This window comes from Acinetobacter sp. Swhac1 (assembly GCF_013390985.1).
GTDB lineage: Bacteria > Pseudomonadota > Gammaproteobacteria > Pseudomonadales > Moraxellaceae > Acinetobacter > Acinetobacter towneri.
Map to the genome: position 1 here is coordinate 56469 of NZ_JACASN010000008.1, position 15286 is coordinate 71754.

General features: G+C 41.8%; 14 protein-coding genes. All 14 read left to right on the plus strand.

From position 1 onward, the window contains the following. The first annotated feature begins 170 nt into the window (after positions 1 to 170). The 14 genes from HX743_RS05785 to rlmN all read left to right on the plus strand — a co-directional run bounded on the left by HX743_RS05785 (position 171) and on the right by rlmN (position 15264). Positions 171 to 1163, plus strand: a complete 993-nt coding sequence (locus tag HX743_RS05785) for a DUF2804 domain-containing protein (protein WP_178318741.1) — start codon at positions 171 to 173, stop codon at positions 1161 to 1163. A gap of 179 nt (positions 1164 to 1342) precedes the next feature. After that, entirely contained in the window at positions 1343 to 2149 is an 807-nt protein-coding gene (locus HX743_RS05790; RefSeq protein ID WP_178318742.1) for an enoyl-ACP reductase, read from the plus strand. A 176-nt stretch (positions 2150 to 2325) separates the two neighbouring features. Further along, positions 2326 to 5070, plus strand: coding sequence for a bifunctional [glutamate--ammonia ligase]-adenylyl-L-tyrosine phosphorylase/[glutamate--ammonia-ligase] adenylyltransferase (gene glnE / locus HX743_RS05795; protein ID WP_178318743.1), 2745 nt, complete (start codon positions 2326 to 2328; stop codon positions 5068 to 5070). Between the two features lie 34 nt (positions 5071 to 5104). Next, the gene (locus HX743_RS05800; RefSeq protein WP_004975074.1) at positions 5105 to 6031 is read left to right on the plus strand and encodes a branched-chain amino acid transaminase; all 927 of its coding nucleotides are present in this window, start codon (positions 5105 to 5107) and stop codon (positions 6029 to 6031) included. 731 nt (positions 6032 to 6762) lie between these two features. Beyond that, positions 6763 to 7293, plus strand: a complete 531-nt coding sequence (locus tag HX743_RS05805) for a hypothetical protein (protein WP_104852478.1) — start codon at positions 6763 to 6765, stop codon at positions 7291 to 7293. Positions 7294 to 7391: 98 nt separating this feature from the next. Then, positions 7392 to 8108 carry a molecular chaperone gene (locus tag HX743_RS05810; RefSeq protein WP_104852477.1) on the plus strand — a complete coding sequence of 239 codons (717 nt, stop codon included), beginning with the start codon at positions 7392 to 7394 and terminating at the stop codon, positions 8106 to 8108. 3 nt (positions 8109 to 8111) lie between these two features. Then, a complete protein-coding gene (locus tag HX743_RS16350) occupies positions 8112 to 8621 on the plus strand; it encodes a hypothetical protein (RefSeq protein WP_250316204.1) in 510 nt (169 codons plus the stop codon). Positions 8622 to 8642: 21 nt separating this feature from the next. Continuing rightward, positions 8643 to 10421: a fimbria/pilus outer membrane usher protein gene (locus tag HX743_RS05815; protein WP_250316205.1), complete on the plus strand. Its 1779-nt coding sequence runs from the start codon at positions 8643 to 8645 to the stop codon at positions 10419 to 10421. Between the two features lie 31 nt (positions 10422 to 10452). Beyond that, positions 10453 to 10878, plus strand: coding sequence for a hypothetical protein (locus HX743_RS05820; protein WP_131260763.1), 426 nt, complete (start codon positions 10453 to 10455; stop codon positions 10876 to 10878). Positions 10879 to 11139: 261 nt separating this feature from the next. Further along, on the plus strand, positions 11140 to 12423 hold the full coding sequence (locus HX743_RS05825) for a glycosyltransferase family 1 protein (RefSeq protein ID WP_178318744.1): 1284 nt from the start codon (positions 11140 to 11142) through the stop codon (positions 12421 to 12423). Positions 12424 to 12448: 25 nt separating this feature from the next. Next, positions 12449 to 13000, plus strand: a complete 552-nt coding sequence (locus HX743_RS05830; protein WP_004975087.1) for a phosphatase PAP2 family protein — start codon at positions 12449 to 12451, stop codon at positions 12998 to 13000. Between the two features lie 101 nt (positions 13001 to 13101). Then, the gene (gene iscX, locus HX743_RS05835) at positions 13102 to 13302 is read left to right on the plus strand and encodes a Fe-S cluster assembly protein IscX (RefSeq protein ID WP_019836293.1); all 201 of its coding nucleotides are present in this window, start codon (positions 13102 to 13104) and stop codon (positions 13300 to 13302) included. Between the two features lie 161 nt (positions 13303 to 13463). Beyond that, positions 13464 to 13895, plus strand: coding sequence for a nucleoside-diphosphate kinase (gene ndk / locus HX743_RS05840; RefSeq protein WP_004975092.1), 432 nt, complete (start codon positions 13464 to 13466; stop codon positions 13893 to 13895). 136 nt (positions 13896 to 14031) lie between these two features. Further along, positions 14032 to 15264, plus strand: coding sequence for a 23S rRNA (adenine(2503)-C(2))-methyltransferase RlmN (gene rlmN, locus HX743_RS05845; RefSeq protein ID WP_178318745.1), 1233 nt, complete (start codon positions 14032 to 14034; stop codon positions 15262 to 15264). The last annotated feature ends 22 nt before the right edge of the window (positions 15265 to 15286 follow it).

Below are 15286 nucleotides of genomic sequence, written 5' to 3' on the forward strand. Positions count from 1 at the left end.
TAAAATTATATTTTGTGTATTTAGTGAACGCTCAAACCTTAAAATAGTAAAACAATCTATGTTTTTATAGTTTTTGAACAAAATCATAAGTTGCGGGTTTTTTGTACATGCATTTGTAGGCATAATACGACCAAAGATGAATTGTTTTTAGACAATAGGGAATGTCTTCAATGGATTTAATTCAGGCGAATGGACAACCGCATTATGGACGTTTTAGTGAACTTCCCAAAAAAATTGATTATCAGGCTTACCAATATAAATCACCGTATGGTGAGGTACTATCAGGTTGGCGTAAACGCTTAAAATATAAAAAGTTTAAATTTTGTAGTATTCAACACCAACACTATACCATTGGGCTTGCGATTGCCGATATTGCTTGGGCAGGGCACGGTTTTGTCTATATTTATAATCACATGACGGGCGAAGTGCAGGAATGGAATGCGATTAATTTTTTATCGCGTAATACGGTTTTAGATGAGCAACCGTTATTTAATCAAAGTTTTTTTGAAAAATCGCCATTTCAAATTGAAATTCAACATGCCAATGGTGTGCGTTATATCCGCGTGACCAAATATGGTGAAATTAAACTCAGTGCGCGGATATTTTGTGCAGGCACAGACCCGCTAAGTATGTGTAGCCCAACAGGTATTAATGGTTGGACTTACACCCAAAAACTGACCACACTCGGCTGTGAAGGCTATTTTGTTAATAAAACAGGACAAACCATTCAATTCCATGAACGCACCTTTGCCTCTTTAGATGACACCTGCGGGTTTTTACGTCCTGAAACAGCATGGTTTTGGTTGTCGTGTAACTTCTGGGATACCGAAAACCGACGTGTAGGCTTGAATTTGGCTTCTGGTGTGAATGAAAGTTTTGGCAACGAAAACTGTTTGTGGATTAATGGCGTGCTGTATCCATTAACAGATGTGTTGTTCCAACCTGAAGATGACTGTTCGTGGAGTATTCGTTCACTGGATCATCGTTTGAATTTAACTGTCAGCACAGGTTGGCGCCGTTATGAAAATCTGAATTTACGTCTGGTCGGCAGTCAATTTAGTCAATGGCAAGCCAAAATTAGCGGTACTATTCAACAAGACGATACCGAAATTATTTTGTTAAACGAATACGGCTTGCTTGAACAGCATTATGCCAAGTGGTAGGGCAGATTTTTAATCACGATTGTAGTCACCGCTTGCAGATCAATCCTATAATTTTATCTATCACTCGCTTGAATCGCCATTGAGTTTTTACATAAACGGCAAAAAAAGGCGCATTATGCAATTTCACTATGCGTTCAGAATTGGCATGATATTGCGAAATATATCAAGATGAGTTTCACATGGCACAAGGTCTTTTGGCGGGTAAGCGTTTTTTAATTGCTGGTATTGCAAGTAAATTATCTATCGCATTTGGTATTGCAGAAGCATTGCATCGTGAAGGTGCAGAATTAGCATTTACTTATCCGAATGAAAAACTCAAAAAACGTGTTGATGACTTCGCTGCACAATTTGGCTCAAGCATTGTATTGCCTTGCGATGTAGGCGTAGATGCAGAAATTGAGCAAGCTTTTGCTGACTTGGCAAAGCACTGGGATGGTTTGGATGGTTTGGTTCACTCGATTGGTTTTGCGCCTGCGCATACTTTAGATGGTGACTTTACCGATGTTACAGATCGTGATGGTTTCAAAGTTGCGCATGACATTAGTGCTTATAGCTTTATTGCGATGGCACGTGCTGCAAAACCATTATTACAAGCACGCCAAGGTTGCTTATTGACTTTGACTTATCAAGGTTCTGAGCGTGTGATGCCAAACTACAACGTCATGGGTATGGCGAAAGCATCTTTAGAAGCAGGTGTACGCTACTTGGCTTCAAGCTTGGGTGCTGACGGTATTCGCGTGAATGCAATTTCTGCAGGCCCAATTCGTACGCTTGCCGCATCAGGCATTAAATCATTCCGTAAAATGTTAGACCTCAATGAAAAAGTTGCACCTTTAAAACGCAACGTGACCATTGAAGATGTTGGTAATGCGGCATTATTCCTTTGCTCACCATGGGCGAATGGTATTACTGGTGAAATTCTGTATGTCGATGCAGGTTTTAACACGGTTGGTATGAGCGCAGAATTAATGCCAGATGCTGAATAAGCATTGCATCAAGCAGATAAAACCGAAGTTTAGGCTTCGGTTTTTTTATCGCTGCATTTTAAGTAAGAGGTATTTTGCAGATTGCTGTAATTTTATTTTCTTCTTTGACGCATCTGCTGCTATAAATAGATGGGTTGACAATATTTCAAAATAAAACTGGGTTTTAGGTCTTAAAAATGAATGCGGAACAATTGCAAAAAACGTTACATGCCAGTCAATATGCAGAACAAGTCTTGGCAAATCACGAAAGCCTGTTACAGCAGGATTATGCAATTGACCAATTTCTAAAACCGCTGAGCGCAGACTATATTCATCAATTGGTGATTTCGACTTTACAAGACATTCAAGATGAAACCTTGTGGATGAAAACCCTGCGAATTTTACGCGCGCGTTTAATGTTCCGCTGGATTTGGCAAGATGCCAACCAACTCACCGATGTGGTGACGTTGACGCAGGAACTTTCAGACTTTGCTGATATTTGTGTGCAAGTAGCCAAAGATTTTGCTCGGATTCCGTTGGTCGCCAAGCATGGCGAACCGATGGGGTATAACAGTAAAGTCCAAGACCTGATTGTGGTCGCCATGGGCAAACATGGCGCGCAGGAACTGAATTTATCCAGCGACATCGACCTGATTTTTGCCTTTGATGAACAAGGCGAAACCAATGGACGCAAGTGTATTGAAGTGCAGCAATTCTGCATTTTATGGGGACAAAAACTGATCTATCTATTAGATCATATCACCGCCGATGGTTTTGTTTTTCGTGTCGATATGCGTTTACGCCCGTGGGGCGATGGTTCTGCTTTGGCGATTAGCCATGTCGCACTGGAAAAATATTTAAGCCAGCATGGACGCGAATGGGAACGCTATGCTTGGATTAAGGCACGTATTATCACAGGTGGACAAGAAGGTTATGAACTGCTGGAAATGACCCGACCTTTCGTATTCCGCAAATATGTCGATTACACCGCCTTTGAAGCCATGCGCGAAATGAAAGCCATGATTGAGCGCGAAGTGCAGCGTCGTAATATTGAAGACAATATTAAATTGGGCGCGGGCGGTATTCGTGAAGTTGAATTTATTGTGCAGGTTTTTCAGCTGATTTACGGTGGTTCAAAACTAGAATTACAAGACCGCCAGTGTTTGGTGAGTTTGCGCCATTTGGGCGAAGCTGAATTGCTAGAGCCACAAGCCGTACTGGATTTGGAAGATGCCTATTTATTCCTACGTCGAGTAGAACATGCCATTCAAGCCTTGAATGATCAGCAAAGCCAAGCTTTACCGACTGAACCTGAGTTACGCGCACGCATTAGCGATACTTTGGGCTTTGCCGATTGGGACAGCTTTATGCAGACCCTAAATGAAAAGCGTGTCAAAGTCATTTATCAGTTTGAGCATTTAATTAAAGAAAATGAACCCGATTCTTTGCTGGAAAATTACAGTCAGCTAGAAAAACAGCTCGATGCGGTACTAGACGATCAAGCGAAAAATTTAGTGCATGAGTTCTGGTATGGACATGCCATTAAAAAACTCACCGCCAAAGCTTTACAGCGTTTAAAAACCTTTTGGCCACACTTGATTGAAGCAGTGTTGCAGTCAGAAAATCCACAAATGGCATTGATGCGTTTAATGCCACTGGTCGAATCTGTTCTGCGTCGTACCGTGTATTTGGTCATGCTGATTGAAAGCAAGGGGGCACTGCAACGCTTGGTAAAAATGGCCACAGTCAGCCCGTGGATTTGTGAAGAATTAACGCAATATCCTGTGTTGTTGGATGAATTTTTATCTATGGATTTTGAATTGCCAAAACGCAGTGATTTGGAAGATTCTTTACGCCAACAATTGCTGCGCATTGAACTGGATGAAGTTGAAGACCTCATGCGGGTGCTGCGTTTATTCAAAAAATCCAACGTATTGACAGTTGCGGCCAGCGATGTACTGGCAGAAAGCCACTTAATGAAAGTGTCAGATGCGTTAACTGATATTGCCGAAGTGACTGCAAATGCAGCCCTGCAACTGGCCTATCAAATGATTGTCAAAAAACATGGTTATCCGCTAGACAGTGAAGGACAGCGCTGTGGTTTGGAGCATAACGCTTTTGCCATTATTGGTTATGGCAAAGTAGGTGGCATCGAACTTGGTTACGGCTCAGATTTAGACGTGGTTTTTATTCACAACATGGATGAACAAGCCGATACTGATGGCATTAAACCGATCAGTGGCTTTGAATTTGCTATGCGGGTGGCACGTAAATTTGTATCTTTAATGACCACGCAAACTTTAGATGGTCGCGTTTATGATGTCGATACCCGTTTACGTCCTTCGGGAGATGCGGGTTTATTGGTGACCAGTTTACGGGCCTTTGAGCAATATCAACTGAAAAGTGCGTGGCTGTGGGAGCATCAGGCTTTAGTGCGTGCGCGCAGTATTGCGGGTGAGCAATGTTTACGTGACAAGTTTGAAGTGTTGCGTTGTCAGATTTTAACCCAGCCGCGAGATGAAGCTTATGTCCGCAGTGAAGTGCTGAAAATGCGTCAAAAAATGAAAGATCATTTGGGTTCATCTAAAGAGCAAAAAAAAGATGGAATTTTTCATTTAAAACAGGATGCAGGTGGTATCGTTGATATCGAATTTATGGCACAGTATGCGGTATTAGCCTGGAGTGGGTCGAATCCTGATCTCGCCCATTATTCCGACAACGTAAGAATCCTTGAAGATGCCGCAAAAACAGGTTGCTTATCCAGCGACGATGCGACAGCATTGATTCAAGCTTATCTCCGTGAACGAGCCGAAAGCCACCGCTTAGCCCTTGCAAATCAATCCATGCAAGTCAATGCTGCGGACTGGTACGATACCCGTGAGGTCGTTTGCAAGTTATGGCAAAGATTAATTGATCCGACTGCAATGTCTGCGTTGGATTAAAATGACTATTGTATAAACATTTGGAGTGTGTGCCATGAATTTGGCTGATCGTGATGGTTTTATTTGGCAAGATGGACAATTGGTTGACTGGCGTGATGCAAAAATTCACGTCTTAACGCATACCTTACACTACAGTATGGGTGTGTTTGAGGGTGTCCGCGCTTATGAAACGCCAAACGGAACTGCGATTTTCCGTCTTCAGGACCATACTAAGCGTTTGTTAAACTCTGCAAAAATCTATCAAATGAAAGTACCATTTGATCAAGCAGCTTTAGAACAGGCGCAAATTGATGTGGTACGTGAAAACAAACTTTCATCGTGCTATTTACGTCCATTAATTTGGATTGGTTCTGAAAAACTGGGTATTGCTGCAACCAATAACACCATTCATGCTGCTGTTGCGGCTTGGGGTTGGGGTGCATACTTGGGTGAAGAAGCGATGGCTAAAGGTATTCGCGTTAAAACTTCATCGTTTACGCATCATCATCCAAACGTGACCATGTGTAAAGCTAAAGCTTCTGGTAACTACACTTTGTCTATTCTTGCACACCAAGAAGTAGCGCAAGCAGGCTATGACGAAGCGATGTTGATGGATCCACAAGGTTATGTATGTCAAGGTTCTGGCGAAAACGTATTCTTAATTAAAGATGGCGTTTTACATACACCAGACATCGCAGGCGGTGCTTTAGATGGTATTACGCGTCAAACGGTGATCACCATTGCTAAAGACTTGGGATATGAGGTAGTTGAACGCCGTATTACGCGTGATGAATTCTACATTGCCGATGAAGCCTTCTTTACAGGTACAGCAGCAGAAGTTACCCCAATTCGTGAATACGATGACCGTGTAATTGGCTGTGGTTCACGTGGCCCAATTACTACTGAAATTCAAAAAACTTTCTTTGACGCAGTTCAAGGCAAGAATGACAAATATGCACATTGGTTGACTTACGTTAAATAAGTCACGCGTGTGTACCTGAGTCAACATGATTGACTCAGGTGTGATGACCCCGTTCAGGCAATAGTTTGAATGGGGTTTTATTTTGTCTGCTATTGCGTTATGAGTTAGCTAAACATCTTGCGAGGTTTATCTCTCACGTTACAGATATAGATGAATGATCAACTGTTTCTTCGTTGAGTTGGTGGTGTGCAAATTTGATCTTTTGGATAGATTCAGCCGCCCAAAACATGGCTTTTTTATAGCGAGAGGCAATCCCTGTAATTGGTGAGATTTGATGTTAAAAAACGCTCAGTCTGTTGAATGTGATAGGAGATAGTGAATTAAATACGTGAAAAGTGTAGTAAAAATTAGGCTAAAAACTGAATTTTGACCATTTTTTCAAAAATAAACCTACTTAAAATGTAACAAAAGTTAAAATAAAAACAATGTGTTGGTTTAAATGTAAATAAATATATTTTTTGGGTATCCCTAGAATTGGTATCACAAGTTTTAGGGAGTGGGCTGCTCCCTAGTTTTTTGCGATGTCATTTAAAACAGTACTTTAATCTCCTAATTAGCTGAATTCCAAGGTTTATTTAATATTGTGTGAATTAGGGCGTATAGATGGCTTTTTGTGAGAAATACCTAAAATGAAGAAGCTCGCTAAGGATTGAGTTTCAATAATTCTAACGATATCTCAAGTGAGTGAATGATTAAAAAATGGTTTTTTATAAGAGTTATGGAGAAGTGACATGTCTAAATTTATTAAAACTGCTGCTGCTTTGATTGTTTTCGGAGCTTTTTCAACGGTAACAATGGCGGGTAGTAATCATCATCCTAAACCAGACCCTAAGCCAACCCCAGTATGTAACGAAGGGCCATGTACAGGAAGTATTCCAATTCAAGTGATTGTGCCTAAGCGCTGTGAGCTGAAAGTGAAAACACCAAGTATCTCATTAAAAGATGGTGCACAAGCTTCTGGTCAATTTATGGTTGGGGCGAATGCAAACTACAACTTATTGGTCGATACCGACAACCGTGTTGGTGGAGGCAAAACAACCAAATCTGCAGCCAAATCAGGTAATCATGCAGTGGGCTTAACGGTTGAAACCAAACGTGCGGGTTCACCATCTTTGATTCAGTTAAACGATCAGCAAACCAATATTGCGCCAGGCAACAATGGCTGGAGTACTTACAATGTCTTGGTTAAAAGTGACGGTGTAGGTATTTCTAAACCAGCGGGTACCTATACCGATAAATACAACATTCGAGTGTCATTCTAATTCACTTGAACGCAATCTGAATCAGTTGGCTTTACCGACAGGGTGGAGTCAACTTTTTAGTCTAAAGACAAGCGTAATCAGACATTGTTGGGGGATGCATGAAAAAATTATTGAAATATGTGCTGGTCGCAAGTTGTTTATGTGCAGAGGCAGTTTATGCAAATTTGGTGATTTCACCGACTCAAATGTATTTGGGCGATAAAGCACGACAGCGCAGTGCAACGGTGGTCATGGAAGCCACAGATCTTACTGAACCGAAAAGCTTTGAAATGTCTGCCTACAAATGGTCGCAAAATGCACAGGGTGAAGATGTGCTAGAACCAGAACAAGACATCTTAATTAATCCTAAAAACTTTGTTTTACAACCGAATGCACAACAAGTGATACGCGTAGGTTTTAGCCGACCACTTTCTAAGGAAGAAATGGCGCAAGAAAAAACTTGGCGTATTGTTTTTAAAGAAATTGCCCCTGTGGTGGAAGAAGACGCTCTGCAATTTTTATTTACGATTTCTGTTCCTTTATTTGTGGGTAAGCAAGATGCCATTCAGGTGACTGCAACCCCGCGTTATCAAAACGACCATTTGTTTTTAGAGATAGAAAATCATGCTGCATCGCATGTGCAAATTTCTTCAATCAGCATTTTAAACCAACAAAAACAACCCATCGCAACCACACGTGAAATGAAATATTTGTTAAATCAACAAAAACACAGCTTTGATATGGGGCAAATCAAACTCAGTGATTTGAAAAATTACATACTCAAACTTGAAACAGATAAAAGTGAGCAAGCCATTGAGTTAAAAATGAAGGGCTAAATCATGCATAGAACTCGACTGTTTTTTGCGCTGCAATGTGTCCTGTGGGGGATACCATTACCCGCCAATGCTGCCAATACTGAAATGGCATTGAATAGTGTCTGGCTAAATGGCGTAGATCGTGTCATTGAAAGTCTAGTGTTGCAGCAGGATGGGCAACGCTATATGGAATGCGAGGTTTTGCAACAACTCGGTTTACAGCAAGACCGTTTACAAAAACACAGCGCACAAACTCAGTTCTGTTCTGTAACCACCAATGAAATTCAGTCTGAGCAAGATTTTGCGCTGCAAGCGATTAAATTAACTGTACCTGCCAGCTATTTTATAGATGCACAATTGAGCCAAACCCATGCGATTCCGTCTAAAGCAGAGTTGGGCGGTTTTTTAAATTATGATGTGCTGTATGCACGTTATGATAATTACAATGAATTAAATGGCTTGGCGGAGCTTGGTATTTTTAAAGATTACTGGATTTTTAAAAATGGCATGATGTATCGCAAAGAGGCAGAATAGGATCAAGATAAGCTGCTGCGTTTGAATACCAGTTTTGAAATTGAATTTCCATCACGTTATCAGCGTTTAACTTTGGGTGATAACACCAGCGTTTACAATCCTTTATTAGATACATTCAGATTTGGTGGTGTGTCTTTTGGTTCAAATTTTAGCAGTTATCCAGACTTTATTTATTGGAATGTACCCACTTTAAGAGGCAGTGCTGTACTGCCATCCACCGTCGATTTATACATTAATGGCATCAATCTATATCAGCAACAAGTGACGCCTGGGCACTATACCTTAAATACGGGTGCAAATATTCAGCAGTCGGGCGAGGCGCAAGTGGTCGTGGAAGATGTATTGGGAAATCGTACCGTGCAATCTTTTCCAGTTTATGTCACCACGCAACTACTCAAACCAGGACTGAACGAATACAACTTTTCTGCAGGAAAGCTGCGTTATGACTACGACTACGTGTCGGATGATTATCGGGAGTTTTTTGGCAACCTTTATTTCAGACGTGGAATTACAGACAGCACGACTTTAGGAACCAATTTAAGTTATAGCAAAGATATGCAGAATGTCGGGTTGCTATGGACGCAATCTCTCAGCAAATATGCCTTGTTAGATACGCATGCTGCGTCTAGCCACAGTGATTGGGGCGATGGTTATACCTTTGGCGCTTCGTTAAGCCGTAATGGAAGTCGGCTTGCACTTGGTGCAAGTCATAAATACTACAGTCCTGAATATCGTGGTTTGGGTTATAGCGATATGACACAAACAGTGGAATACGACAACTTAGCTTATGTCAGTATTTTCAATATTCCTTTAATCAATACCTTAAATGTGAACTATCTAGAGCGCCGTTACCATCCCAATGCAAATAATAGCTTTGCAGATAGCCAAATGCTTACAGTTGGTTTTTCTCGTATGTTTGGGCGTCAAACTTCACTGTCGTTTTCTTATGATAAAGATTTGAAAGTGCAGGATAGTGACGGGGCATATTTAACACTGAATTATCAATTTGACCAACGCCGCAGTGCGCAGCTTTCGCATAATTTTGATGAGCAAACCCAGTTGCGTTATGCACAAAGCAGTCTGACGCAAAATGGTGTGGATTACACCCTTGCTGTGCGTCACCAACAAGCAGAAGGGAACATTGGGGTAAATGCTTATACCGCCCTGAAAATGCCGATGGGCAATTTATATTTAAGCCACGATGAAAGTGAGAGCTTTAGCTACAGTCAAGCCAATTATCAGGGTGCAGTAGTGTGGTTAGACCGTAAATGGGCCATGACCAAATACGTAGACAATGCTTTTGCTTTGGTGAATGTTGGTGATATTCCAAATGTGGAAGTACAACGTGCCTTAACACCTGTTGGTAAAACCAATCAACACGGCTATGCGTTTGTGCATGACATTGTGCCTTACGTCAATTACGACGTGTCTTTTGATCAAGACCAGTTAGATATGTATGACAGCTTTGAATATTCAAGCCAAAAAGTGATTGGCATGAATCAACGCGGCTATAAAGTGAATTTCCCTGTTCAGCGTACAGGATTGATCATATTGCGTTTACTCACGCCCGATCAGCAAACATTTGTGCAGGGCAGTGAAGTGTATTTAAGTGATGATACAACTGAATTTGTACCTGTGGGCAGCGATGGAAAAGTACATTTATATGGTGTGAAAGCAGGCAGTTATACGCTGAAAGTTAAAACCAAAGGTGGAAAAATTTGCCATAGTTCGCTTGAAGTCCCTCAACTTAAAGCAGGCACTGTTCCACAAACAAGACAGTTAGACTTGATTTGTCAGTAAGTATATCAGCAGGATGATTGAGGATGAGAACATGAAAAGATTAGGGATGGTAAAAAAATTAAGTCTAGTGCTGTGTGGATGCTGGATTTGTTTTCCTGCACAGGCTTGCACCATTGGTTCGGTCAGTGAATCTTTATTGCAAATGAGCTCACAATACCGTAGCCAGACCGCAACCAGTTTTAATGTGCGCTGTGATCGAGGTTATAGCATTCAGTTCAGTAGTCGTAATTTACGTGACAAACATGGCAGCAGTTTTGTGAATAATGGCACACACCGTTTACGCACCAGTATGAGTATTATGGGAGCAAAAACAAATCTGTGGAACACGCCTATCGCAGGGCATGTTTCTACGACAGGACATAAATACAGTGTCGCGGTACGCTTGGATGAACAACCGAGTTTGACAACGCCAGCAGGTCGTTATACCGATGAGTTGTATATTAATTTACTTTTTTAGCGGGCTTAGATGTGCGGCAGTTCCAGACAAAATGCGCCGCGGATCAGGTATTCAGCAAACAAGATATTCAGCAGGCAGGTAGACAATATCTGCTTTTTTTATCTATTTTTTGCTGAATGACAGCAAAGGATATACATAAAACTAGGTATGAGTGGTCATCTAGTTGTTTAAAAAATGACAAATGTGTCACCAAAGCATCATATTACTGCAATGCTGCTGCTCTATGCTAGCAAGCATAAAATAAGAATTGAGCATAAGGCGATGAGCAATGTATTGGCAAAGCAGAGCAGTAAATTAGAGCGTTACAGCGATGCATTTAAATTTCATTTCAAACAAGATCAAAAACAAAAAAGCAGCCAGCCTACCTCTGAACTCTCAGACCTCGTCCGCCCACGTTTAAAAATTGCCCTTGTAACAGAAACTTGGCCACCTGAAATTAATGGTGTGGCACGTTCACTGTTGCAGCTTTGCAAAGGATTGCAGGAACTTGGACACAAAATTTTATTGATTCGCCCTGAACAAAAACAAGCCTGCACTCAATTCCAACCGTATCAAGAATGTCTGGTAAAAGCACAAGCCATTCCTAAATATCATAATTTACAATTTGGCTGGCCGCAGTGGTCTAAACTTTCGCAGGCTTTAGATGAGTTTCAACCTGATGTGGTGCATATCGTGACTGAAGGCCCTTTAGGGCTTGCCAGTTTACATATTGCAAAATCAAAAAATATTCCAGTATCAAGTGGTTTTCACTCCGCATTTCAAGATTTTAGCCGTTTTTTCGATTTGGCATTTTTACTCAAGCCAATTCAGCACTATCTAAAATGGTTTCATAACAATACCTCGCTGACGTGTGTGCCAAGTAGCCATACTGAAAAATCATTGCGTCAGTTTGGTGTGCAAGGGCCTTTGGTGGTGGTTGGGCGTGGTGTCGATGTTGAATATTTTTCACCAGATTTTCGTTCTACCCAACTGCGAGCCAGCTGGGGTGCCAGTGAAAATACGCGGGTGATGTTGTATGTCGGGCGTCTATCACCTGAAAAAGAAGTCAATCTTATTATTGATGCCTTTCAGCGTATGCCAAAAAATACCGAACAGCCTGTGAAATTGGTGATTGTTGGAGATGGCCCAGACCGTGAGCGTTTAGAAGCCTTGAACACTCAGGGAGATATTGTTTTTACAGGTAGTTTAAGTGGCACAGCACTTGCACAAGCCTATGCCAGTGCCGATGTATTTGCTTTCGCCAGTCAGGTGGAAACCTTTGGTAATGTCGTGTTAGAAGCCATGGCCAGTGGCTTACCTGTCATTGCGTATGATTATGCTTGTGCACGTTTACATCTAAAACCGAATGAAACAGGTTGGTTGAGTCCACTCGGTCAGCCAGAAGATTTGGTCGGTCATATCCACCGACTTCCAGATCTTACAACCCTTAGACAGATGGGCGAACACGCCCGCAAAGCGACTTTAAATATTGGCTGGCAGTATCCAGTCCAACAATTTGAGCAGGCGTTATATCAGGTGGCGAAGGAGCTACACATGCCATCTTAGCTATACGCCAAAGAGGAGAGAACTGATGAAGTTTAAAAATGCAAAAATAAGAATGCTGGATCTCGACTTAAAAGGCTGTTTGTATCTTAACCATTTTTCCCACTCTCAGCGGGTGGCACAATTTTTTAAAGTTATTAGCCGTTTGGGCGATGGTGTGTTCTGGTATGTCATGCTCGCAAGTGCATGGATGATGCAGGGCATTGGTTATAGTTTACAAATTATTTATCTGTTGTTAGGCGGATCTGTCGGCACAGGTATTTATAAATATTTAAAACAAAAAACCGTCCGTCCACGTCCGTATCAGGTACACCAAGTGATCCGTTTGGGTGAACGTCCCTTAGATCATTTTAGCTTCCCATCAGGTCACACTTTGCATGCAGTCATGACCACAACGGTTTTGGGTTATATCCAGCCAGTATTGTTGATGTTGATGTTGCCCTTTACGATTTTGGTGGCCGTTTCCCGTATGATTTTAGGCTTGCACTATCCGAGTGATGTGGCAGTCGGGGCGATGATTGGCGGTTCAGTGGCGAGTGCGATTATTTTGGCTGCACCTTATGTAAATATTGTTTTATAAGCTTGGATAAAACCAAATCGAAAATTCAGTGCAGTAATGGCAGGCAGCCCATGCGAAATTTGTTAAAGTAGTCGCTGTCTTGACTAGAATAGGGAATACACATGGGTTTACGTTGGACGGACAGCATCGACATTGCCATTGAGTTATATGAGGCGCATCCCGATGTCGATCCGCAATGGATTCGTTTTACCGATTTGCACGCTTGGGTCTGTGCTTTGCCAGAGTTTGAAGATGATCCCGAAAAATCGACTGAAGGCATCTTAGAAGCCATTCAAATGGCGTGGATTGACGAAGCACGTTAATCTAGCGGTGTGAAGCAAGATTGATTTGCCGATCAAGGTCCTGCACAATGCGCTTCATATCGAAAAAAGCAATTTTTTTACACATCAAAAGCAGAAAATAGCCCATTATTCGGTATAATGCGGCAAAATTTTCGCGTCAACATTGACTTAAGGAGCCAATCATGGCTATTGAACGTACTTTATCTATCGTAAAACCAGATGCTGTTGCTAAAAACCACATCGGTGACATCTTTGCTCGTTTCGAAAAAGCTGGTCTTAAAATCGTTGCGACTAAAATGAAACATCTTTCTCAAGCTGAAGCTGAAGGCTTCTACGCTGAGCACAAAGAACGTGGTTTCTTTGGTGACCTAGTTGCGTTCATGACTTCTGGTCCAGTCGTTGTTTCAGTTCTTGAAGGTGAAAACGCAGTTCTTGCTCACCGTGAAATTTTAGGTGCAACAAACCCTAAAGAAGCTGCACCTGGTACAATCCGTGCAGATTTCGCTGTAAGCATCGATGAAAACGCTGCTCACGGTTCAGACTCAGTTGCATCTGCAGAGCGTGAAGTAAACTACTTCTTTGCTCAAACTGAAGTTTGCCCACGTACTCGTTAATACGCAGTATTCAAACCAGATAAGTGTTATTATGCTTATCTGGTTTTTTATTCTCCGATTTTTATTTTCTGAATAAACCTTTGCTCACCTCTTGAGCTTCTCCTTTCATCTTTAGACATGGTTTAGGTATACACACATGAGTACAGAAGTCCTCGCTGCATCTGCAACAGATGTTCAGCAAGCATCTGCGTCCGCTCCTGCACAGTCTGCGACTGCAGAGAAAGTGAATCTCCTTGGCATGTCACGTCCACAAATGGAAAAATTCTTTGAAGATTTAGGCGAGAAGAAATTCCGTGCAGGGCAGGTGATGAAATGGATTCACCAGTTTTTTGTTACAGATTTTGCTGAAATGACCAATATTTCAGGCAAGTTACGTGAAAAACTGGAAAAGATTTGTGAAATTAAAGCGCCTGAAGTGGTGCATAAAAATTATTCTAAAGACGGTACTCGTAAGTGGGTATTCCGTGTCGGTGATGGTGAAGGCTCATTGGTCGAAACCGTTCTGATTCCTGCCGAAGACAAAACTGGCTCACGTAAAACCCTGTGTATTTCATCGCAAGTAGGTTGTGCACTGGACTGTTCATTTTGTTCTACGGGTAAACAAGGTTTTCAGCGTGACCTAACCCAAGCCGAAATTATTGGTCAGTTGTGGATGGCAAACTATTCCTATATGGAAGATGTGCCTGTGATTGAACGTGAGCGTTCTGTGACCAACGTGGTGATGATGGGTATGGGCGAACCGTTGTTGAATTACGATGCCGTCTTGAACGCCATGCGCATTATGCTAGATGACTTTGCTTATGGTATGTCTAAGCGTCGTGTGACTTTATCGACTTCAGGTGTTGTACCTAAAATTGACCAATTGGCACAAGATATTGATGTGGCTTTGGCAATTTCTTTGCACGCCACCAATAACGAACTGCGTGATGAACTTGTTCCAATCAATAAAAAATATCCATTGGAACAATTAATCGCAGCTTGTCAGCGTTATATTGGCAAAGGTGGCAACGAAAGTGCGCGTAAACACGTGACCATTGAATATGTCATGTTAGATGGTGTAAATGACCATCCTGAACATGCGCAGCAAATGATTAAGCTACTCAAGAACCTGCCAAGCAAGATTAATTTGATTCCATTTAACCCATTTCCGCACGCGCCGTATGGACGTTCAAGCCGAAATCGAATTATTTCTTTCCAAAAAACTTTGTCTGATGCAGGTTTTGTGTGTACGATTCGTCAGACACGTGGTGATGATATTGATGCTGCCTGTGGGCAATTGGTCGGACAAGTGGCAGACCGAACCCGTCGTGCAGAGCAGTGGAAAAAGAAAGTTGCAGCGCAAAATGAAATTATACGCTCGCAAGGATAATGACTTGTATAGATAACTAACT

Bases quoted from the DNA above. Each gene is read 5' to 3' on its own strand.
- HX743_RS05790 (WP_178318742.1), top strand. From the start codon at position 1,343: ATGGCACAAGGTCTTTTGGCGGGTAAGCGTTTTTTAATTGCTGGTATT.
- HX743_RS16350 (WP_250316204.1), top strand. From the start codon at position 8,112: ATGCATAGAACTCGACTGTTTTTTGCGCTGCAATGTGTCCTGTGGGGG.
- iscX (WP_019836293.1), top strand. From the start codon at position 13,102: ATGGGTTTACGTTGGACGGACAGCATCGACATTGCCATTGAGTTATAT.
- HX743_RS05800 (WP_004975074.1), top strand. From the start codon at position 5,105: ATGAATTTGGCTGATCGTGATGGTTTTATTTGGCAAGATGGACAATTG.
- HX743_RS05785 (WP_178318741.1), top strand. From the start codon at position 171: ATGGATTTAATTCAGGCGAATGGACAACCGCATTATGGACGTTTTAGT.
- rlmN (WP_178318745.1), top strand. From the start codon at position 14,032: ATGAGTACAGAAGTCCTCGCTGCATCTGCAACAGATGTTCAGCAAGCA.
- HX743_RS05810 (WP_104852477.1), top strand. From the start codon at position 7,392: ATGAAAAAATTATTGAAATATGTGCTGGTCGCAAGTTGTTTATGTGCA.
- HX743_RS05825 (WP_178318744.1), top strand. From the start codon at position 11,140: ATGAGCAATGTATTGGCAAAGCAGAGCAGTAAATTAGAGCGTTACAGC.
- ndk (WP_004975092.1), top strand. From the start codon at position 13,464: ATGGCTATTGAACGTACTTTATCTATCGTAAAACCAGATGCTGTTGCT.
- HX743_RS05820 (WP_131260763.1), top strand. From the start codon at position 10,453: ATGAAAAGATTAGGGATGGTAAAAAAATTAAGTCTAGTGCTGTGTGGA.
- HX743_RS05805 (WP_104852478.1), top strand. From the start codon at position 6,763: ATGTCTAAATTTATTAAAACTGCTGCTGCTTTGATTGTTTTCGGAGCT.
- glnE (WP_178318743.1), top strand. From the start codon at position 2,326: ATGAATGCGGAACAATTGCAAAAAACGTTACATGCCAGTCAATATGCA.
- HX743_RS05830 (WP_004975087.1), top strand. From the start codon at position 12,449: ATGAAGTTTAAAAATGCAAAAATAAGAATGCTGGATCTCGACTTAAAA.